Source organism: Kitasatospora sp. NPDC058115 (genome assembly GCF_042884635.1).
In the GTDB taxonomy this organism is placed as follows: domain Bacteria; phylum Actinomycetota; class Actinomycetes; order Streptomycetales; family Streptomycetaceae; genus Kitasatospora.
Window position 1 is genome coordinate 68345 of record NZ_JBHVTL010000018.1, and the last position, 22459, is coordinate 90803.

At 76.1% G+C, this 22459-nt stretch carries 10 protein-coding genes; 5 read left to right on the top strand and 5 right to left on the bottom strand.

The window, feature by feature from the left end:
- Positions 1-18 precede the first annotated feature (18 nt).
- The 3 genes from ACFVVL_RS20265 (at position 19) to ACFVVL_RS20275 (ending at position 3957) form a co-directional block, all read left to right on the top strand.
- Positions 19-1707: a dipeptide ABC transporter ATP-binding protein gene (locus ACFVVL_RS20265; protein ID WP_387677058.1), complete on the top strand. Its 1689-nt coding sequence runs from the start codon at positions 19-21 to the stop codon at positions 1705-1707.
- Positions 1704-2861, top strand: a complete 1158-nt coding sequence (locus ACFVVL_RS20270; protein WP_380288964.1) for an NtaA/DmoA family FMN-dependent monooxygenase — start codon at positions 1704-1706, stop codon at positions 2859-2861. Before ACFVVL_RS20265 ends, ACFVVL_RS20270 begins: the two co-directional genes overlap by 4 nt.
- A gap of 70 nt (positions 2862-2931) precedes the next feature.
- Positions 2932-3957, top strand: coding sequence for an LLM class flavin-dependent oxidoreductase (locus ACFVVL_RS20275; protein ID WP_380288962.1), 1026 nt, complete (start codon positions 2932-2934; stop codon positions 3955-3957).
- 69 nt (positions 3958-4026) lie between these two features.
- Here ACFVVL_RS20275 and ACFVVL_RS20280 read toward each other — a convergent pair whose 3' ends face one another.
- The 5 genes from ACFVVL_RS20280 to ACFVVL_RS20300 form a co-directional block, all read right to left on the bottom strand.
- Positions 4027-5070, bottom strand: coding sequence for an LLM class flavin-dependent oxidoreductase (locus ACFVVL_RS20280; protein WP_380288960.1), 1044 nt, complete (start codon positions 5068-5070; stop codon positions 4027-4029).
- 41 nt (positions 5071-5111) lie between these two features.
- Positions 5112-8294: a type I polyketide synthase gene (locus ACFVVL_RS20285; RefSeq protein ID WP_387677063.1), complete on the bottom strand. Its 3183-nt coding sequence runs from the start codon at positions 8292-8294 to the stop codon at positions 5112-5114.
- 1 nt (position 8295) lies between these two features.
- On the bottom strand, positions 8296-18672 hold the full coding sequence (locus tag ACFVVL_RS20290) for an SDR family NAD(P)-dependent oxidoreductase (protein ID WP_387677066.1): 10377 nt from the start codon (positions 18670-18672) through the stop codon (positions 8296-8298).
- Positions 18673-18738: 66 nt separating this feature from the next.
- The gene (locus ACFVVL_RS20295; RefSeq protein ID WP_380296876.1) at positions 18739-19770 is read right to left on the bottom strand and encodes a 3-oxoacyl-ACP synthase III family protein; all 1032 of its coding nucleotides are present in this window, start codon (positions 19768-19770) and stop codon (positions 18739-18741) included.
- Positions 19771-19900: 130 nt separating this feature from the next.
- Positions 19901-20440: a hypothetical protein gene (locus ACFVVL_RS20300; RefSeq protein WP_387677068.1), complete on the bottom strand. Its 540-nt coding sequence runs from the start codon at positions 20438-20440 to the stop codon at positions 19901-19903.
- 276 nt (positions 20441-20716) lie between these two features.
- Between ACFVVL_RS20300 and ACFVVL_RS20305 the strand changes: the two genes are divergently transcribed.
- Positions 20717-21916, top strand: a complete 1200-nt coding sequence (locus ACFVVL_RS20305; protein WP_387677070.1) for a cytochrome P450 — start codon at positions 20717-20719, stop codon at positions 21914-21916.
- Entirely contained in the window at positions 21913-22137 is a 225-nt protein-coding gene (locus ACFVVL_RS20310; protein ID WP_380296882.1) for a ferredoxin, read from the top strand. The genes ACFVVL_RS20305 and ACFVVL_RS20310 overlap by 4 nt, the downstream gene beginning before the upstream one ends.
- Positions 22138-22459: the final 322 nt, after the last annotated feature.

A 22459-nucleotide genomic window follows, 5' to 3' on the forward strand; every position in this document is an offset into this window, starting at 1 on the left:
AGACACCCGGAGGCACCGATGAGCACCGAACTGCGGCCGGAGCCCACGGCCGGACGCACCCAGGAACCGCCGCCGCCCGTCGTCGAGGTGCGCGGCCTCACCGTCACCTTCCCCGGCCCGCGCGGTTCGGTCAACGCCGTGCGCGGCCTGTCGCTGACCGTCGGCGCCGGGGAGAGCGTCGCCCTGGTCGGCGAGTCCGGCTCCGGCAAGAGCGTCACCGCGCGCAGCCTGGTCGGGCTGGCCGGGAGCGGCGCGCGCACCGCCGCCGAGACCTTCCGGATCGACGGACGCGACGCCGGAGCGCTGACCGGCCGGCAGTGGCGGCCGCTGCGCGGGCGCCGGATCGGCTTCGTGCTGCAGGACGCGCTGGTCTCGCTCGACCCGCTGCGCCGGGTCGGCGACGAGATCGCCGAGGCGCTGCGCGCCCACCGCACCGTGCCGCGCGCCGAGGTGCCCGCGCGGGTCCTGCGGCTGCTCTCCGAGGCGGGGGTGCCCCAACCGGAACTGCGCGCCCGGCAGTTCCCGCACCAGCTGTCCGGCGGCCTGCGCCAGCGGGCCCTGATCGCCTCCGCGCTCGCCGCCGATCCGGCCCTGCTGATCGCCGACGAGCCGACCACCGCCCTGGACGTCACCGTCCAGGCGCAGATCCTGGACCTGCTCGCCGAGCGGCGCCGGGCCGGCCGGGCCCTGCTGCTGATCAGCCACGACCTCGCGGTGGTGGCCCAGGTCGCCGACCGGGTGCTGGTGATGAAGGACGGCGAGGTGGTCGAACAGGGCCCCACCGCCCAGGTGCTGGCCGAGCCCGGGCACCCGTACACCCGGCGGCTGCTCGCCGCGGTGCCCCGGCCGCGGGCGCGCGGCACCCGGCTCTCCGGGCCGCGCGCGGGCAGCGAGCTGCCCCGCCCGCGCACCGGGGAGCGGGTGGTGCTGCGCGCCGAGGGCCTCGGCAAGTCCTTCGCCGTCCCCGGCCACGCCCCGGTGGCCGCCGTCCGGGACGTCTCGCTGACCCTCCGCGAGGGCCGCACGCTCGGCATCGTGGGCGAGTCCGGCTCCGGCAAGAGCACCACCGGGCGCCTGCTGCTGGGCCTGGCCTCGCCGGACGCCGGACGGGTCGAGGTGGACGGGCAGTCCTGGCAGGGCCTGCGCGGCACCGCGCGGCGCGCCCTCCACCGGCGGATCCAGGTCGTCCACCAGGACCCGCTCAGCAGCTTCGACCCGCGCTACCCGGTCGCCCGGATCATCGCCGAGCCGCTGGCCGCCACCGGCGTGCCCCGGGCGGCGCGGGCCGGCCGGGTCGCCGAGCTGATGGCCCAGGTGGGACTGGACCCGGACCTGCTGCACCGCCGTCCGCGCGCGCTGTCCGGCGGGCAGCGCCAGCGGGTGGCGATCGCCCGGGCACTGGCCCCCCGCCCGCGGATCATCGTGCTCGACGAGCCGGTGGCGGCGCTGGACGTCTCGGTCCAGGCCCAGGTCCTCGACCTGCTGGCCGAGCTGCGGGCCGAGCTCGGCGTCGCCTACGTGTTCATCTCGCACGACCTCGGCGTGGTGCGCCACCTCGCCGACGAGGTGCTGGTGATGAAGGACGGCGGGGTCGTCGAGTCCGGGGACGTCACCGAGGTCCTCACCGCACCGCGTCACCCCTACACCCGCCAGCTGCTGGACGCCGTCCCCCGACTGGACGGCCCGAACCCCGGGAAGGCCCCATGAGCACCGAACGCGAGCTCCACCTCAACCTCCACATGGTCGGCAGCGCCATGGGCGTGCACCCCGCCGCCTGGCGGGTGTCCGGCTCCGATCCGTACGGCTTCGCCCGGGTGGAGACCTGGGTGGCCGCCGCGCAGCTCGCCGAACGCGGCCTGATGGACGCGGTGTTCCTCTCCGACACCCCCGGGGTCTTCGGTGACGTCGACTTCAGCCCGCACGGCGCGTACTACCACGAGCCGACCCTGCTCCTCACCGCGATCGCCGGCGCCACCTCCCGGATCGGCCTGATCGCCACCGCCTCCACCACCTCCAACGAGCCGTACAACATCGCCCGCCGCTTCAAGTCGCTCGACGTGCTCAGCGGCGGCCGGGCCGGCTGGAACGCCGTCACCACCTACATCCCGCAGGTGGCGGCCAACTTCGGCGGCACCGGGCTGGCGCCGCGCACCGACCGGTACGCGCGCGCCGAGGAGTTCGTCGACATCGTCAAGGCGCTGTGGCGCAGCTGGGAGCCGGAGGCGCTGGTGGCGGACGTGCGCACCGGCCGCTTCACCGACCCGCGGCGGCTGCGGCCGATATCCCACCAGGGGGCGCACTTCAGCGTGCGCGGGCCGCTGCCGCTGCCGCCCTCCGCCCAGGGCCACCCGCTGGTGGTGCAGGCCGGTGCCTCCGAGCCGGGGCGCGAACTGGCCGGGCGGACGGCGGACGTGGTGTTCTCCGGGGCCAAGACGCCGGACGTCGCGCACGCCTACGCCGGCGACGTCCGGGCCCGGGCCGAGCGGCACGGCCGCGACCCCCGGTCGGTCAAGATCCTGCCCGGCCTGATGACCACCGTGGCCGACAGCCGGCGCGAGGCGCTGGAGCGGCTGCGGCGGCTGGACGAGCTGGCGGGCCACGCGCCCTGGCGGGGGGCGCACATCGAGGCGGTCGGCACGCCCGAGCACGTCGCCGACGTCGCCGAGGAGTGGTTCGCCTCGGGCGCGGCGGACGGCTTCACCCTGATGCCGGACGTGTTCGCCGACGGTCTGCAGGCCTTCGTCGAGCTGGTGGTGCCGATCCTGCAGAAGCGCGGGATCTACCGCTCCGCCTACCGGGGCAGCACGCTGCGCGAGCACTTCGGCGTGCCGCACCCCTACCCGGCGCCGGCCGTCGTGTGACCGCCGGCGCGCCCCGCACCCGATCCACCCGCCCCCGGCGTGTCGGGGGCCGACTCCTGAGGAAACAGGCATGACCGCGTTCTCCGTCCTCGACCAGGGCCCCCGCCGGGCCGGCACCGGCAGCGCCGAGCTGCTCCAGGAGGCCACCCGGCTCGCCGTGCACGTCGAGGAGCTGGGCTTCAGCCGGTACTGGGTGGCCGAGCACCACGCCCAGGCGGCGGTGGGCATCTCGGCGCCCGAGATCGTCATCGCACACCTGGCGGCCCGCACCACCCGGCTGCGGATCGGCGCCGGTGGCATGCTGCTGCCCAACCACTCGCCGCTGCACGTCGCGGAGCAGTTCCAGACCCTGGAGGCGCTGCACCCCGGCCGGATCGACCTCGGCATCGGCCGGTCCACCGGCACCGAGCACGGGCCGACCGCCGCCGTGCTCCAGCGTTCCTCGCTCGCCCCGGAGGTCTTCAACGGCCAGCTGGCGCAGCTGCTGGCGTTCGGGGGGCGCACCCCCCTCCCGGAGGGCCACGAGCTGGCCGGGGTCAGGGCGGTGCCCCGGGACGCGCCGCTGCCGCAGGTGTTCCTGCTCGGCGGCAGCCCCGCCTCGGCGGGCACGGCGGCCCGGCTGGGCCTGGGCTACGGGTACCTGGCGGCCTACCAGAACCCGGTCAACGCCTTCACCGCGCTGCGCCGCTACCGGGAGCAGTTCGTCCCGGCCCACGAGGGCGCGCGGCCGTGGGCGATCCTGGCGCTGACCGTGGTGGTGGGCCGGGACGACCGGCACGCCGACGAGCTGGCCACCCCGTGGCGCCTGGCGCTCGCGCAGCACGCGACGGGCAACCCGTCGCCGCTGCTGCCCGTCGACCAGGCCCTGGCCCACCGGCCGACCCCGGCGGAGCAGGTCGCCCAGCGCACCCCGCCGCTGAACGACCTGCGGGCCGAGGTGGTCGGCGGGCCCGCCACGGTGGCCGCGAAGCTGAAGGCCTTCGTGGCCGAGTCCGGCGCCGACGAGGTGATGGTGGTGGCGAACACCTACGACCCGCAGGACCGCCGGGAGTCCTACAGCCGGCTGGCCGAGCTCGCCGGTCTGGACCGCGGCTGACCGTCCGGCCGCGCCGAAGGGGGGTGGGACACCGTGACGGTGTCCCACCCCCCTTCGGCGTGCCGGGGCTCAGCGGCGCACGGGCAGCTCGCGCAGGGCCGGGAGCACCTCGGCGGCGAAGGTGCGCATCGCGGCGAAGGCCGTCTCGGCGGGCAGGGTGCCGTACTCGAAGGCGGCGTTGACCTGGGTGACGCCGACGGCGGCGAGCTCGCGCAGCTGGTCGACGATCTGCTCGGGCGAGCCGGCCAGCAGCCGCTCGGAGGCGAACTCCTCGTCGGCCGGGTCGACGGCGACGGGCAGCGGCGGGACGCCGCCGGTCGGGTAGGCGCCCTCGGCCAGCGCCTGGGAGGTCCGGATCTGCCGGGCGACCTCACGGGCGGCGGCCCGGCGCCCGGCCGGGTCGGTGCCGATGTGCACGAACCGGTTGACCGCGTACTCCAGGCCCTCGGCCGCGACGCCCTCCTCGGCCGCCAGGGTGTTCACCGTCCGCCACTGGGCGGCCAGTTCGTCCGGGGTCGACAGGGCCAGGCCGAGCAGGTGGAAGCCGCGCCGGACGGCGAAGCGGGTGGACTCCGGTGACACCGCGGCGGCCCAGATCGGCGGATGCGGGGTCTGGTGGGAGGGCGGCAGGACGGTCACCGGGGCATCGATCCGGTGGAACTCCCCCTTGTGGGTGACCTCGTTCTCGGTGAGCAGCCGCAGCAGCAGATCGGTGGACTCCTCGAAGGCGGCCCGGCTGTGGTCGAGGTCGCGGCCGAAGCCGAGGAACTCGTGCGGCTGGTAGCCGCGGCCGATGCCCAGGTCCAGCCGTCCGCCGGACAGCTGGTCGAGGGTGTTGACGTCGGCGACCAGCCGGACCGGGTCCCACAGCGGCAGCACCAGGATCCCGGTGCCGATCCGCAGGTCGGGGGCGAGCCCGGCGGCCCGGCCGAGCAGCAGCAGCGGCGAGGAGCTGAGGCTGTAGCCGGAGAAGTGGTGTTCGGTGACCCAGATGCCGGAGAATCCCCGGTCATTGGCCCATTCGACCTGCCGGGCGAAGTCCAGGTACTTCCGGCGGGCGGACTCCCGGTCCACCGACGGGGAGATGCTGAGGTAGGTGATTCCGACGCGCATGACCGGGTTTCGCTCCTCTGGGGGTTCGGCGGGTTGTGTGGTCAGGAGGCGGGCAGGGCGGACTCGGCCAGCAGGTGGTCGAGGTGGCCGGCCAGTTCGGCCGGCGTGGGGTGGTCGAAGGCGACCACCGGGGGCAGGGTGAGCCCGGTGGCGGCGCCGAGCCGGTTGCGCAGGTCCAGGACGCTGAAGGAGGAGAAGCCGAGGTCCTGGAAGCGTTCCCGTTCGCCGATCTGCGCCGGGTCGGGGTGGCCGAGGGCGGCCGCGGCGTGCTCCCGGACCACGGCCAGCAGCAGGGCGGTGCGGTCCGGGGGGCCGGCCGCCGCCCAGCGGCGCAGCAGGGCGTCCGGGTCGTCGGCGGCGGGCCCGTCGGCGGGCGGGCCGTCCGCGCCCTCGACGGGCGCCCCGGCCGGGGCGGCGCCGGACGGGCCGGGGGTGGCCAGCCAGTAGGCGGTGCGGGCGAAGGGGTGGCCGGGCACGGTGTCGGGGTCGGCGGCGGGCGCCGGGCCGGCCGGGCCGGAGACCGGGAGCCCGTGCACCTCGGCCCCGGCCAGCGCGGCCGCGAGCGCCCTCGGCTGGGGCCGTTCGCGCAGCTGCGCGGCCAGGTGGGCGGCCTCGGGGTGGATCGCGGCCGTCAGCGCGCTGAGCGTTCCGTGCGGACCGAGCTCCAGGTAGGCGGTGACGCCGTAGCGGTCGCGCAGGGTGCGCACGCCCCGGTCGAAGCGGACGGTGGCGCGGATCTGCTCGGTCCAGTAGTCGGGCCCGGCGATCCGCTGCGGGTCGGCGGCCTCGCCGGTGAGGTTGCTGATCACCGGCAGGTCCGGGGCGCGGTAGCCGATCCGCCGCGCCTCGGCGTGGAAGCGTTCGAGCACCGGGTCCAGCTGGGCGGAGTGGAAGGCGTGCGAGACCCGCAGCCGGCGGGTGCGCAGCCCGAGCGCGGTCAGCTCCCGGTCGAGCCGGTCGACCGCGGCGGTGTCGCCGGAGACCACGGTCGAGGCGGGCCCGTTGACGGCGGCCAGGTCCAGCGCGCCGGCGTACGGCGCGAGCAGTTCGGTGAGCCGTTCCTCGGAGGCCTGGACGGAGAGCATGGCGCCGGCGCCGGCGGGCAGTTCGTCCATCAGCCGGGCCCGGGCGGCGACCAGGGCGGCCGCCGACTCCAGGTCGAACACCCCGGCCAGGTGGGCCGCGGACAGTTCGCCGAGCGAGTGGCCCAGCACCGCGACCGGGGGCGGCAGCCGGGTGCCGAGCAGCCGGGCCAGGGCGGTCTGGTGGGCGAACAGGGCCGGCTGGGTGTAGCGGGTGCGGTCCAGCAGGGCGGCCTCGGGGGTGCCCGGCTCGGCGAACATGACGTCCCGCAGCGGGCGTTCGAGATGGGGGTCGAGGGCGTCACAGACCTCGTCCAGCGCCTTGGCGAACTCCTGGTGCTCGGCGTGGAGTTCGCGGCCCATCCCGGCGGACTGGGCGCCCTGGCCGGAGAAGGTCCAGGCGGCCCTGGCGGGGGCGACGGCGGTTCCGCGCACCAGGGCGGGGTGTGCGCGCCCGGCGGCCAGGGCGCGCAGGGCGGGGGCGATCTCCTCGGGGCGGTCGGTGAGCACGGCGGCCCGGTGCGGGAACCGGGCCCGGCCGTGCCGGAGCCAGTGGGCGGTCTCCTGCGGGTTCCCGGCCGCGCCAGCCTCGGCGTGCGCGGCGAGCGCCAGCGCGTGTTCGCCGAGCGCCGCGGGGGTGCGGGCGGTGAGCAGCCAGGGCCGCCCGGCGGGAGCGGCGCCGGGGTCGGCGGGCGGCGCCTGCGGCGCCTGCGGGGGCTGCGGGGGCTGCGGGGCCTCCTCCAGGACGAGGTGGGCGTTGGTGCCGCTGATCCCGAAGGAGGAGACGGCGGCCCGGCGCGGGTGCTCCCCGCGCGGCCAGGGCGCCGCCCCGGTGAGCAGCTCGACCGCGCCCCGGGACCAGTCGACGTGCGGGGTGGGCGCGTCCAGGTGGAGGCTGGCCGGCAGGGTGTCGTGCCGCAGCGAGAGGATCAGTTTGATCACCCCGGCCACCCCTGCGGCGGCCTGGGTGTGACCGATGTTGGACTTCAACGAGCCGAGCCGCAGCGGGCGTTCGCGCTCGGCCCGGCCGTACACGGCGAGCAGGGCGCTCGCCTCGATCGGGTCGCCGAGGGTGGTGCCGGTGCCGTGCGCCTCGACCGCGTCGATCTGGCCGGGGGTGAGCCGGGCGTCGGCCAGGGCCTCCCGGATGACCGCTTCCTGCGCCGGTCCGCTGGGGGCGGTGAGCCCGTTGCTGGGCCCGTCCTGGTTGACGGCCGAGCCGCGCAGCACGGCGAGCACCCGGTGGCCGTGGGCGCGGGCGTCGGAAAGGCGCTCCAGCAGCAGCAGGCCGACGCCCTCGGCGAGCCCGGTGCCGTCGGCGCCCGCCGCGAAGGCCTTGCACCGGCCGTCCGGGGCCAGTCCGCGCTGGCGGCTGAACTCCAGGAACACCCTCGGGTGGGCGAGCACGCAGGCGCCGCCGGCCAGGGCCAGGTCGCTCTCGCCCGAGCGCAGCGAACGGGCGGCCAGGTGCATCGCGACCAGCGAGGACGAGCAGGCGGTGTCGACGGTCAGGGCCGGCCCGTGCAGGCCGAAGTGGTAGGCGAGCCGGCCGGAGGCCACGGAGCCGGCGTTGCCGGTCATGAAGTGGCCGTCGAGTTCGCCGGCCACCTCGTGCGGGCGCGGGGCGTAGTCCTGGCCGATCATGCCGACGTACACGCCGGTGCGGCTGCCGCGCAGGCCGGCCGGGTCGATCGCGGCGGACTCGAAGGCGCGCCACGCGGTCTCCAGCAGCAGCCGCTGCTGCGGGTCCATGGCCAGCGCCTCGCGCGGGCCCAGGCCGAAGAAGGCGGCGTCGAACTCCCCCGCGCCGTCGAGGAACCCGCCCTGGCGGGCGTAGGAGGTGCCGGGGGTGGCCGGGTCCTCGTCGAACAGCGCGTCGAGGTCCCAGCCGCGGTCGGCGGGGAAGTCGCCGACCGCGTCCCGGCCCTCGGCGAGCAGCTGCCACAGGTCCTCGGGGGTGCGCACGCCGCCGGGCAGCCGGCAGGCCATGCCGACGATCGCGATCGGCTCGTGGGCCCGCTCCTCCAGGGCCTCGATCCGGCGCCTGGCCTGGCGCAGGTCGGCGGTCGCGCGGCGCAGGTAGTCGCGCAGCCGCTCCTCGGTGCCGCCGGGGGCGGCGGTCGATCCGGTCGTCCCGGGCATCTCAGAGCTCCGTTCCGGGGTGGTTGAGTTCGTCGTCGAGCGCGGCGAACAGTTCGTCGTCGCTGGCCCCGGCGAGGTCCTCGGCGAGGTCCCCGGCGCGCTCGCCGCCGGCCTCGGCCGGGCCGTCGTCGAGCCGCCAGAGCAGCTCGCGCAGCCGCCGTCCGACCTTTCCGCGGACGCTCTCCGCGGCGGCCAGTGCGGGCAGCAGGGCCTCCAGCCGGTCGAGTTCGGCCAGCAGCGGGTCCTGCGGGGCCTCGTCGCCGGGGGCCAGGGCGCGGTGCAGGTGGCCGGCCAGCGCCGCCGGGGTCGGATGGTCGAACACCGTGGTCGGCGCCAGCCGCAGGCCGGTGGCCGCACCGAGGCGGTTGCGCAGTTCGACGGCGGTCAGCGAGTCGAAGCCGATCTCCTTGAAGGCCTGGTCGGGGGCGACGGTGGCGGCCGTGCCGTGGCCGAGGACGGCGGCGGCCTGGGCCAGCACCAGCTGGAGCAGGGCCTCCGCGCGCCCGGCCGGGTCGAGGCCGGCCAGCCTCGCCTGCAGCGGGGCCGCGGACCCGGCGGCGGGCGCGGCGGCGGACCCGGCGGCGCTGCGCCGGACGGGGGCACCCGCCAGCGAGCGCAGCAGCGGGGGCACGCTCCCGGCGGCCCGGCCCGCCCGCAGGTCGAAGCGGCTGGTGACCACGGCCGCCCGGCCGGTGGCGCGGGCCGCGTCCAGCAGGGCCAGGCCCTCCCGGTCGGCCAGCGGCACCAGGCCGCCGCGGGCCAGCCGGGCCCGGTCGCCGTCGGTGAGCTGCCCGGTGAGGCCGCTGGCCCGCTGCCACAGGCCCCAGGCCAGCGAGGTCGCGGGCAGGCCCTCGGCGGCGCGGCGCTGGGCGAGGGCGTCCAGGTACGCGTTGGCGGCGGCGTAGTTGGCCTGTCCGCCGCCGCCGAGCACGCCGGAGACGGAGGAGAACAGCAGCAGGCCGGAGAGGTCGGCGTCCCGGGTCAGCTCGTCCAGGTGCCGGGCGGCCCGGGCCTTGGGGGCGAGCACGGTCTCCAGGGCGGCCGGGTCGAGGGCCTCCAGGACGCCGTCGGCCAGCACCCCCGCGGTGTGCACCACCAGGGTCAGCGGATGCTCGGCGGGCACGGCGTCGAGCAGCGCGGCCAGCGCGGCCCGGTCGGCGACGTCCACCGCGGCGAGGGTCACCTCGGCGCCCAGTGCGGCGAGTTCGGCGGCCAGCTCGGCCGCGCCGGCGGCCTCCGGGCCCCGGCGCCCGGCCAGCAGCAGGTGCCGGACGCCGTGTTCGGCCACCAGGTGCCGGGCGGTCAGCGCGCCCAGGGTGCCGGTGCCGCCGGTGACCAGGACGGTGCCCGCCGGGTCGAGCGGCGCGGGGACGCTCACCACCACCTTGCCGGTGTGCCGGGCCTGGGCGAGGTGGCGCAGCGCCTCCCCGGCGCGGGCGACCGGCCAGACGGTGACCGGCGGCAGGGTCAGCGCCCCGCGCTCGAACAGCGACAGCAGTTCGGCCAGCAGCTCGCCGATCCGCTGCGGGCCGGCCTCCAGCAGGTCGAAGGAGCGGTAGCGCACGCCGGGGTGCAGCTCGGCGATCCGCTGCGGGTCGCGCAGGTCGGCCTTGCCCATCTCGACGAAGCGGCCGCCGCGCGGCAGCAGCCGCAGGGAGGCGTCGACGAAGTCCCCGGTGAAGGAGTTCAGCACGACGTCCACCCCGGCGCCGTCGGTGGCGGCCAGGAACCGTCCCTCGAAGTCGAGGGTGCGGGAGGAGGCGGTGCGCTCCGGGTCGATGCCGAGCGCGGCGAGGGTGTCCCACTTGCCGGGCCCGGCCGTCCCGTACACCTCGGCGCCGAGGTGGGTGGCGAGCTGGACGGCGGCGATGCCGACCCCGCCGGCCGCCGAGTGCACCAGCAGGCGCTCCCCGGCGCGGAGCCCGGCCAGGTCGACCAGGGCGTAGTGGGCGGTCAGGTAGGCGGCGGGGACGGCGGCGGCCTGGGCGAAGGTCCAGCCGGCCGGGATGCGGGCCAGCAGCCGGTGGTCGGTGACGGCGACCGGGCCGATGCCGCCGGAGACCAGACCGGTGACCCGGTCGCCGGGCGCCAGGCCGGTGACCTCCGGGCCGACGGCGGTGACCACGCCGGCCGCCTCGGTGCCGAGCAGGGCGCGGTCCGGGTAGACGCCGAGGGTGATCAGCACGTCCCGGAAGTTCAGCCCGGCGGCGCGCACGGCGATCCGCACCTCTCCGGGGCCGAGCGGGCGGTCGGCGTCCGGGGCGGGGACCAGGGCCAGCCCGTCCAGGGTGTCGCCGGTGGGGGCGAGCCGCCAGGGACCGTCGCCCGGGGCGAGGAGCTCGGGGCGGGCGGGCAGCGGCACGACCGCCGGGGTGAGCACCGCGCCCCGGCGCAGGGCGAGTTGGGGCTCGTCCAGGGTGAGGGCCGCGGCCAGCGCGTCCCGGGATCCGGGGTGCCCGTCGGTGTCCAGCAGGCGCAGCCGGCCGGGGTGCTCGGTCTGGGCGCTGCGCAGCAGGCCCCACAGGGCGGCCGCGACCGGCTCGACCGGGCGGTCGGCGGGGTCGGTGCTCTGGGCGTCGCGGGTCAGCACGGCCAGCCGGGTGCCGGCCAGGTGCTCCTGGGCGAGCCAGCGCTGCACGAAGCCGAGCAGTGCGGCGGTGGCGGTCCCGAGGTCCGGGTGCTCGGGCAGGGTGAGCGGCAGGACCGCGGTGGCGGGCGGGTCGGCGGTGAACAGGGTGGCGGGGTCGGCCGGTTCGGTGTCGAGACGGTACTCGGGCAGTTCGGACCACTCGGCGCGCTCCGCGGGCTGCGGGGCGACGGGCGTCCAGTCCAGGTGGTACAGGCCGTCCGGGCGTCCGGCCGGGCCGGCGGCGGCGAGGGCGCCGGGGGCGAGCGGGCGCAGGGCGATCCGCTCGGCGGAGACCACCGGCCCGCCGGCCGGGTCGACGGCGCTCAGCGCCAGCGAGTCCGTGCCGTGCCGGGTCAGCCGCACGCGCAGGCCGGTGGCGGCCGTGGCGGCGAGCGTGACGCCGGTCCAGGCGAAGGGGAGCGCCGTCCCCCGGTCGCCGTCGGTGCCGGTGTCGTCGGCGGCCAGCGGGTGGAGGGTGGCGTCGAGCAGCGCGGGGTGGATGCCGTAGCGGGCGGCGTCCGGGTGGGCGGCCTCCGGGAGTTCGACCTCGGCGTAGAGGGTGTCGCCGGCGCGCCACAGGGCGCGGACGCCCTGGAAGGCCGGGCCGTAGTCGTAGCCCCGGTCGGCGAGGCCCGGGTAGAGGGCGGCCGGATCGACGGGCGTGGCGCCGGGCGGCGGCCAGGCGCCGGACGTCCACTCCTCCGGGTGCGCCGCGGGCTGCTCCGGGAGCAGCAGGGCGGTGGCGTGCCGGGTCCAGGGCTCCTGGGGTCCGGCGGCGGCCGGGCGGGAGTGGACGGCCAGCGCGCGGGCGCCGTCGTCGTCCGGGGGCTGCACGGTGGTCTGCAGGTGGACGGCCCCGGCGCCGAGCACCAGCGGGGCCTCCAGGGTCAGTTCGGCCAGGGCCGGGACGGCGGCGCGGTGGCCGGCGTGCAGGGCGAGCTCGACCAGCGCGGTGGCGGGCAGCAGCGGGGTGCCGGTGACGGCGTGGTCGAGCAGCCAGGGGTGGGTGCCGGTGGAGAGGCTGCTGGTGTAGAGCGCGGTGCCGTCCGGGAGGTCGGTGGTGGCGCCCAGCAGCGGATGGTCGGCGCTGTGCAGGCCGAGGTGGCCGGGATCGCTGATGTCCGGGGCCGGGTCGAGCCAGTAGTGGCGGTGCTGGAAGGGGTAGGTGGGCAGGCCGGGCGGGGTGGCGGGCGCGGTGACGGGCCAGTCCAGACGGTGGCCGTGCAGTTCGACGGCGGCCAGCGCCTGCAGCAGCGGCCGGTCGTCCTCGCGATTGCGGCGCAGGGTGCCGGTGACGAGCGTGTCCGGACGGCCGGCCAGCGTCTCCTGGACACCGACCGTCAGCACCGGATGCGCACTGGACTCCACGAACGTCGTGAAACCCTCCTCGGCCAGGGCCTGGACGGTCTCCTCGAAACGCACCCGGCCCCGCAGATTACGGAACCAGTACCCGGCATCCAGCGTCCGGGTGTCCACCCGGCCACCGGTCACCGTCGAGTAGAACGGCACCGACGACTCCCTCGGCACGATCCCGCCCAGCAGAGCGAGCAACTCGGCCTCCAAAGGCTCCACCCGCGCGGAATGCGAGGCGTAGTCCACCGGAACCCGCCGCACCCGCACCTCCCGCTCCTCACCCCACGCCACCAGCGCAGCGATCGCCGAAGCCGCCCCGGACACCACCGTCGACGACGGACCGTTGACCGCCGCAACCTCCAACTCACCACCCCAACGCCCGATCAGCTCCTCCACCTCCGCCACCGCCAACGGCACCGACGCCATCCCGCCGTCACCCGCGATCGAACGGATCGCCCGGCTGCGCAACGCCACCACCGCCGCCGCATCCTCCAGACTCAACGCCCCCGACACCGCCGCCGCCGCGATCTCACCCTGCGAATGCCCCACCACCGCACCCACCGGCAACCCCAACGACCGCCACAACCCCGCCAGCGACACCATCACCGCCCACAACACCGGCTGCACCACATCGACCCGCTCCAACAACACCGGATCCCGCAGCGCCTCCTCCAACCTCCACTCCACATGAGGCTCCAGCGCCTTCCCCGCCCGCGCCAGCCACTGCGCGAACACCGGCGACGACTCCGCCAACGCCACCCCCATCCCCACCCACTGCGACCCCTGACCCGGGAACACCAGCACCACCCCACCCGGCGACGACGCCAACCGCCCCGCCACCACCGCCGGATGATCGGTCAGGGCCCGCAGCGCGGCCACCACCTCGGCGCGCTCGTCCGAGACGACGGCGGCGCCGTACCCGTGCCGGGCGCCCCGGGTCAGCGTCCAGGCGGCGACCTCGGCCAGCCCGGTCTGCGCGCCCGCGCCCTCCAGCCAGTCCGCCAGCCGCTCCGCCGCCGCGCCCAGCGCCGCCTCGGAACGCGCCGACAGGAGCACGGGGCCCGCGACCGGGGCCGGGTCGGCGGCCGCGGTGGCCGGGGCCTCCTCCAGGATCACGTGCGCATTGGTGCCGCTCATGCCGAAGGCGGAGACGCCGGCCCGGCGCGGCCGCTCACCCGGCGCCCAGGCGACGGGCTCGCGCAGCAGTTCCACCGCGCCGCTCTCCCACTCCACGGCGCCGGTCGGCTCGTCGATGTGCAGGGTGGCCGGCAGCACCCCGTGCCGCAGCGCCTGCACCATCTTGATCACACCCGCCACCCCGGCCGCCGCCTGGGCATGCCCGATGTTCGACTTCACCGACCCCAGCCACAACGGCCGCCCGTCCGGGCGCTCCTGACCGTACGTCGCCAGCAGCGCCTGAGCCTCGATCGGATCACCCAGCCGCGTCCCCGTCCCGTGCGCCTCCACCACGTCCACGTCCCCCGCACCCAACCCCGCCGACGCCAACGCCGCCCGGATCACCCGCTCCTGCGAAGGACCGTTCGGCGCCGTCAGACCGTTCGAGGCACCGTCCTGGTTGACCGCCGTACCGCGCACCACCGCCAGGACGGGGTGGCCGTTGGCGCGGGCGTCCGAGAGCCGTTCGACCAGCAGCAGTCCGACGCCCTCGGCGAAGCCGGTGCCGTCGGCGCCGGACGCGAAGGCCCGGCAGCGGCCGTCCGGCGACAGGCCGCGCTGGCGGCTGAACTCGATCAGGGTGTCCGGGGTGGACATCACGGTGGCGCCGCCGACCAGGGCGAGGCTGCACTCACCGGAGCGCAGGGCCTGGCCCGCGAGGTGCAGGGCGACCAGCGAGGAGGAGCAGGCCGTGTCCACCGTCACCGCCGGGCCCTCGAACCCGTAGGTGTAGGCGATCCGCCCCGACGCCACGCTGCCCGCGCTGCCGGTGCCGAGGTAGCCCTCCGCCTCGGGGGCGGAGCCGCGCACCCGGCCGCCGTACTCGGTGTAGATCAGGCCGGTGAAGACGCCGACCGGGGTGGCGCGCAGCGCGGCCGGGTCCAGCCCGGCGCTCTCCAGCGCCTCCCAGGACGCCTCCAGCAGCAGCCGCTGCTGCGGGTCCATCGCGACGGCCTCACGCGGGTTGATGCCGAAGAACGCGGGGTCGAAGTCGGCGGCGCCGGCCAGGAAGCCGCCGTGCCGGGTGTAGGCCGTCCCGGTGCGCTCCGGATCCGGGTCGTACAGCGCCTCCAGGTCCCAGCCCCGGTCCGCCGGGAACTCCGAGATCGCGTCCCGCCCCTCGGCCACCAGCCGCCACAGCTCCTCCGGCGACCCCACCCCACCCGGATAACGGCACGCCATCCCGATGATCGCGAGGGGTTCGTCGGCGGCGGCGCGGGTGCGGGCGGGCGCGGCGGCGGGCGCGCCGCCGCTCTGCCGCAGCAGCTCGCCGAGGTGCTCGGCGAGGGCGCGCGGGCTGGGGTGGTTGAACACCAGGGTCGGCGGCAGCTTGAGTCCGGTGGCGGCGGCGACCCGGTCGCGGAGCTGGACGGCGGTGAGGGACTCGAAACCGAGGTCCCGGAAGGCCCGGTCGGGGTCGAGCTCCGCGGTGGTGGCGTAGCCGAGGACGGTGGCGACCTCGGCCCGCACCAGCTCGCGCAGGTGCCGCTCAAGATCGGCGGCGGACAGCCGGCGGAGGCGCTCGGCGGCGCCGTCCTCCCCCGCCGTGCGTCCGGCGGCCCGGCGGGCCGGGGTGCGGGTGGGCCGGGCCGAGCCCCGGGGGGCGGGGACGGTCAGCCGGCCGGCGTCCACCGGGCGCAGCACCAGGGTGGCGACGGTGAGCACGGGGGTGCCCTCGGGGTCGACGGCCAGGACGCCGAGGGTGTCCTCGTCCAGGCGGTCCAGGCGCACCCGCAGCACGGTGGCGCCGACGGCGTGCAGGCCGAGGCCGTTCCAGGCGAAGGGCAGCCGCAGCACCGCGGGGCGGTCCGGGCCGCCCGCCGCGGCCTCCGCATGGAGGGCGGCGTCCAGCAGGGCGGGGTGGATGCCGTAGCGGGCGGCGTCCGGGTGGGCGGCCTCGGGGAGTTCGACCTCGGCGTAGAGGGTGTCGCCCTGCTGCCAGGCGGCGCGCAGGCCCCGGTAGGTCGGGCCGTAGCCGACCTCGGCGGCGGTGAACCTGCGTTCGGCGTCGGCGAGATCGAGGAGGGTGGCGCCCGCCGGGGGCCAGTCGGCGGGGAACTCATCGGCGGGGGTGGCGGGTTCGGCGGGCTCGGCCGCTTCGGCGGCGAGGGTGCCGGTGGCGTGGTGGGTCCAGTCGCCGGCGCCGCCGTGCTCGGGGCGCGAATAGACGTCGAAGGTGCGCCGGCCGTCCTCGTCGGCGGCCGGGGCGAGGACCTGGAGGTCGAGCGCCGCCTCGCCGAGGGTCAGCGGTGCCAGCAGGACGAGTTCGTCCACGCCGGGCGATCCGGCGGACGCGGCGGTGGCCAGGGCCAGTTCGGCGAATCCGGTGCCGGGGAACAGCGCGGTGTGGGAGACGGTGTGCTCGGCCAGCCAGGGGTGGCTGCGCGGCGAGAGGCGGCCGCTGAGGAGCAGTCCGCCGTCGTCGGCCCGTTCGACGGTCGCGCCGAGCAGCGGGTGGGCGGAGGCGTCCGGGCCGCCGGTGGCGGTGGGGGCGTCCAGCCAGTAGTGGCGGTGCTGGAAGGGGTAGGTGGGCAGGCCGGGCGGGGTGGCGGGCGCGGTGACGGGCCAGTCCAGACGGTGGCCGTGCAGTTCGACGGCGGCCAGCGCCTGCAGCAGCGGCCGGTCGTCCTCACGGTTGCGGCGCAGGGTGCCGGTGACGAGCGTGTCCGGACGGCCGGCCAGGGTCTCCTGGACACCGACCGTCAGCACCGGATGCGCACTGGACTCCACGAACGTCGTGAAACCCTCCTCGGCCAGGGCCTGGACGGTCTCCTCGAAACGCACCCGGCCCCGCAGATTACGGAACCAGTACCCGGCATCCAGCGTCCGGGTGTCCACCCGGCCACCGGTCACCGTCGAGTAGAACGGCACCGACGACTCCCTCGGCACGATCCCGCCCAGCAGAGCGAGCAACTCGGCCTCCAGGGGCTCCACCCGCGCGGAATGCGAGGCGTAGTCCACCGGAACCCGCCGCACCCGCACCTCCCGCTCCTCACCCCACGCCACCAGCGCCGCGATCGCCGAAGCCGCCCCGGACACCACCGTCGACGACGGACCGTTGACCGCCGCAACCTCCAACTCACCACCCCAGCGCCCGATCAGCTCCTCCACCTCCGCCACCGCCAACGGCACCGACGCCATCCCGCCGTCACCCGCGATCGAACGGATCGCCCGGCTGCGCAACGCCACCACCGCCGCCGCGTCCGCCAGACTCAACGCCCCCGACACCGCCGCCGCCGCGATCTCACCCTGCGAATGCCCCACCACCGCACCCACCGGCAACCCCAACGACCGCCACAACCCCGCCAGCGACACCATCACCGCCCACAGCACCGGCTGCACCACATCGACCCGCTCCAACAACACCGGATCCCGCAGCGCCTCCTCCAACCGCCACTCCACATGAGGCTCCAGCGCCTTCCCCGTGCGCGCCAGCCACTGCGCGAACACCGGCGACGACTCCGCCAACGCCACCCCCATCCCCACCCACTGCGACCCCTGACCCGGGAACACCAGCACCACCCCACCCGGCGACGACGCCAACCGCCCCGCCACCACCGCCGGATGGGACTTCTGCTCCGCCAACGCCCGCAGTCCGGCGATCAGTTCGTCGCGGTCCGGGGAGACCACGGCGCCGCCGAACCGGTGCCGGGCGCCCCGGGTCAGCGTCCAGGCCGCCACCTGCGCCGGTCCGGCCTGGGCGCCCGTACCCTCCAGCCAGTCCGCCAGCCGCTCCGCCGCCGCGCCCAGCGCCGCCTCCGAGCGGCCCGAGAGCAGCACCGGGGCCGTCACGGGTGCCGGGTCGTCCGCCGGGGCCCCGGCGGTCTCCGCCACCGCGGGCGCCTCCTCCAGGATCACGTGCGCATTGGTGCCGCTGATCCCGAAGGCGGAGACGCCCGCACGACGCGGCCGCTCCCCCGGCGCCCAGTCGACCGGCGTCCGCAGCAGTTCCACCCCGCGCGAGGACCAGTCCACCTCACCGGTCGGCTCGTCGATGTGCAGGGTGGCCGGCAGCACCCCGTGCCGCAGCGCCTGCACCATCTTGATCACACCCGCCACCCCGGCCGCCGCCTGGGCATGCCCGATGTTGGACTTCACCGACCCCAGCCACAACGGCCGCCCCGCAGGGCGCTCCTGACCGTACGTCGCCAGCAGCGCCTGCGCCTCGATCGGATCACCCAGCCGCGTCCCCGTCCCGTGCGCCTCCACCACGTCCACGTCCCCCGCACCCAACCCCGCCGACGCCAGCGCCGCCCGGATCACCCGCTCCTGCGAAGGACCGTTCGGCGCGGAGAGCTGGCTGCTGGTGCCGTCCTGGTTGACGGCCGAGCCGCGCACCACCGCGTACACCGGATGGCCGTTGGCCCGGGCGTCGGAGAGCCGCTCCAGGAGCAGCAGGGCCGCGCCCTCGCCCCAGCCGGTGCCGTCGGCGGCGGCCGAGAAGGCCTTGCAGCGGCCGTCCGGCGACAGGCCGCGCTGGCGGCTGAACTCGACGAAGGTGTTGGGGGTGGCCATCACCGTGGCCCCGCCCGCGAGCGCCAGTGTGCACTCGCCCGACCGCAGGGCCTGGGCGGCCAGGTGCAGGGCGACCAGCGAGGAGGAGCAGGCGGTGTCCACCGTCACCGCCGGGCCCTCGAACCCGTAGGTGTAGGCGATCCGCCCCGACGCCACGCTGGGCGCGCTGCCGATGCCGACCTGGCCCTCGACCGCCGCCGGCACCGGGTTGAGCCGTGAGCCGTAGTCGCTGTACATGATCCCGGTGAAGACGCCGACCGGGGTGGCGCGCAGCGCGGCCGGGTCCAGCCCGGCGCTCTCCAGCGCCTCCCAGGTGGTCTCCAGCAGCAGCCGCTGCTGGGGGTCGATGGTGCCGCTCTCCCGGGGGCTGATGCCGAAGAAGTCGGCGTCGAAGTCGGCGGCGCCGGCCAGGAAGCCGCCGTGCCGGGTGTAGGCCGTCCCGGTGCGCTCCGGATCCGGGTCGTACAGCGCCTCCAGGTCCCAGCCCCGGTCCGCCGGGAACTCCGAGATCGCGTCCCGCCCCTCGGCCACCAGCCGCCACAGCTCCTCCGGCGACCCCACCCCACCCGGATAACGGCACGCCATCCCGACGATGGCGATCGGCTCCGTGTACCTGGCCTCGGCCTCGTGCAGCCGCAGGCGGGTGTCCTGGAGGCTGGCGCTGACCCGCTTGAGGTAGTCGCGGAGCTTCTCGTCGTTCGACATGCGTGCTCTGCCCTTCGATGGTTCGAGGTGTGGCGGGGCCGGACGGGGTGGAGCGGGGCGGAGGGGTCAGACCTGTTCCAGGGCGAACCCGGACTTGATCCACTTGCTGGACTCCACCGCGAGGACGGCGGCGCGGTCGCCCGCGGCCAGCTTCGGCAGCACCTGTTCGAGCTGGAAGAAGACCAGCGCGTTGCCGGTGTTGGCGGTCTCGCCGACGCAGCTGATCTCCTCGGCGCCGGGCAGACCGAGCCGCTGGACGATCCGGGCGGTCATCTGGGTGGACAGCTGCGGCGGCAGCAGGTGCGTCACCTCGTCCGGCTGCCAGCCGGCCTCGTCGAGCAGCCGGCGCAGGATCTGCTCGGCGAACAGCGGGACGGTCTCCTCGATCGCCTTGTAGTCCTCGCGCGCCGCCGGCCGCCCGCTGTGCCGGTCGACCGGCCCGAACCACTCCAGCACCTGGCCCGGCGCCCGTCCCCGTCCGGCCAGCTGGACGAAGGAGGCGCGGACGGCGGTCGGGCCCGCGGCCGGGTCGGCGCTCAGCACGGCGGCCCCGGCGGCGTCGCCGAACAGCACGTAGTTGACCAGTTCGGCGGGCGGGACCGCGCGCAGGTCGGCGCTCAGGTCGTAGTGCTTGGCGATGACGTCGCCGCCGAGCACCAGGGCGGTGCGGTGGCGGCCGGTGGAGAGCAGCTGCCGGGCGACGTCGATCGCCTGGACCGCACCGGAACAGCCGGACTGCAGCTGGTAGGTGGCCACACCGTCGATGCCGAGCCGGTCGGCGATCTGGTTGACGGTGGCCGGCATCAGACTGTCGGGGGTGGCGGTGCCGAGCACCACGAGGTCGATGTCGGCGGGGTCGGTGCCGGCCGCGGCGAGCGCACGCTCACCGGCGGTGGTGCCGAGGTCGGCCAGGGTGTCGCGCTGCTCGCCGGTCTCCAGGTCGAGGGCGAGGTGGCGGGTCCGGGTGCCGATGAAGGTGTCCACCCACTGTTCCCAGAGGGCGTCCATGCCGAAGCGGCGGCCCAGGGCGGCGTTGTCGATGGGCGGGCCCGGCAGCGCGGTGCCGGCCGCCAGGAGGCGGATCTCTGCGGGGTCCATCTGCGGTCTGCTCCCAGGGGCGTCGGTACGCTCCCCCCGGCCGGACGGCGGTCCGGCGGGCGGGCGTACGGCGGGCGGGCGTCGGGCGGGCGGCGGACGGGGGTCCGGCGGGAGTGCGGCGGGCGGGGTTTCAGCGGCGGTAGAGGACGATCGCCGAGGCGTAGGACTTGTGGGTCTCCACCGGCCGGAACTGGCGGAACCCGATCGCCCCGCGCAGCGGGCCGGCCACCGCGACCGCCTTGATGGTCTGCTGCTCGCCGAGGGTCAGCCGGGCGTCGTCGACGATGCCGCCGGTGCGGATGACATGACCGTCGATCAGCCGGATCTCCTCCGAGAAGTAGCCCAGGAAGTTGCCGTCCGGTCCCTTGCGCAGCATCCGCCCGATGCCCTTGGTCGTGCCGACCAGCGCGCCCTGCTGGTCACGGAGCTCGTAGCGGACGTGGGCGAGGTCGTCCAGCGTCGGGGTGCTCCCGCTGAAGTCCGCGTTGGTGGAGTCGTAGCTGATCAGGGTCTCGGTGAGGTCGGTCAGGTGGATCAGGTTCTCCGGTTCGCCGACCGGCGGGTTCGGCCCGGTCGGGCCGAGCGGCGGTACCGCCAGCCTGGCGAGCAGCCAGCCCCGCAGGGCGTCGGCGGCGGGGCCCAGCGGGCCGGGAAGGGGGATCGGTGCCATGCTCGGCTCCATTCGGCACGGGGACGGGGACGCCGGGGAAAACGGCGTGCCGATCACGCTAGGCAACGGCGCTAAACCGGCCCGGCGGCCCCCGCTGAACCGGCCGCCGCCACCCGTCGAATGCGCGGCTAAATCCGCGACAAACGGCCATTGAATTCCCGTTGATTCCCGCCGGAACTCCCGTGGCCCGCCCCCGGGCGGCGCAACTAGCATGCGCCGGAGTAACCAGAATTCCCCCCCGGGCACCATTCCGGGAAATCCGACTGGGAGGCCGCGTTGTCCGCCAGTTCCGCCGAAGCACCGTCGTTCCCGGTGCGCCGCACCTGCCCCTACCAGCCGCCGGACGTCTACCGGGAGATCAGCACACGGGGCCCGATCAACCAGGTCACCCTCTGGGACGACCGCCGGGTCTGGCTGATCACCGGCTACGCCGAGGCCCGCCGGCTGCTCGCCGACGAGCGGCTGTCCTCCGACCGCAGCTACGACGCCTACCCGACCATGGCCCCGCACCTGGGCGCGCCGGCCGCCCGCAAGCTGGTGCTGGTGGGCGAGGACCCGCCGATCCACCACCACCACCGACGGCTGCTCAACCCGGAGTTCAGCCTCAAGCACGCCCGGGCGCTGCGCCCCGACATCGAGCGGATCGTCAACGGACTGATCGACCGGATCGAGGAACTCGGCTCCCCCGCCGACCTGGTGGAGCATTTCGCCGCGCCGATCCCGTCGCTCGTGATGTCGGCGCTGCTGGGCATCCCCTACGAGGACCACGCCTTCTTCCAGTCCGCCACCGCGGGCGTCATGCAGGGCCGGGACCCGGCCCACACCGAGGCCTCTGCCGCCGAACTGGTCCGCTACCTGGACCGGCTGGTGACGGCCCAGGAGGACAGCCCCGACGAGAACCTGGTCGGCCGGCTGGTGGCGCACGTGGAGAGCGGCGAGCTGAGCCACGACGAGGTGGTCCAGCTGACCATGGTGCTGCTGATCGCCGGTCTGGAGACCACCTCCTCGATGATCCCGATCAGCGTGCTGGCCCTGCTGGAGAACCCGGAGCAGCTGGCGGCACTGCGCTCGGGCGAGGTGCCGGCCGCCACCGCGATCGAGGAGCTGCTGCGGATCACGGCGGTGACCGACTTCGCCGGGGTGCGCTGGATCACCGACGACATCGAGATCGACGGCCGGGTGCTGAAGGCCGGGGACGGCCTGGTGGTCTCCTCCACCATGACCAACCGGGACGAGCGGGTGCACGCCGAGCCCTACGATCTCGACCTCTCCCGGGCCAGCCGCCAGCACCTGACCTTCGGCTACGGCATCCACCAGTGCCTGGGGCAGAACCTGGCCCGGCTGCAACTGGAGATCGCCTTCGAGACGCTGGTGCGCCGGCTGCCCGGGCTGCGGCTGGCGGTGCCGGCCGAGGAGCTGGTGATGCGCCGGACCGGCACCATGCAGAGCGTCGAGCGCCTGCCGGTGGCCTGGTGAGCGCCGCCGGGGTGCGGGTCTCCACCGACCGGGACCGCTGCATCGGCGCGGGCCTGTGCGTGCTGACCGCGCCGGACGTCTTCGAGCACGACGACGACGGCCTGGTGACCCTGCTGACGCCCGAGCCCCCGGCCGGCCTGGAGCAGGACGTCCGGCTCGCCCAGCAGCTCTGCCCGGCCCAGGCCGTGCTCCTGACGGACCCCCGACCGGACACGACCTAAAGACTCCGGGAACCTTCCCCGCCCCGGACCGGCGGGACGAATCCGCAGGTCACCGATGCCCGGCCGGCGGATTCCCACCCCGTCGAAGGCCGCCGACCCGAATTCCGGGTCGGCGGCCTTAACGGTGTCTAAGGGCCGATGGCCGCCGCCCCGCCATTGTTTATACGCTCTTTCAGTACGCCGGGCGCCCAGCGCCGGGCTTTCGGCAAGGCGGTCCTCGGGCGCGGCGCCCCTCCGGTACCCCGCCGCGCCGTCCCGCCGCATTCCGCGGCCGCGGGGCATCGCGTGATGCGCACCCGCCTCCTCATCCGCCTTCTCCTCC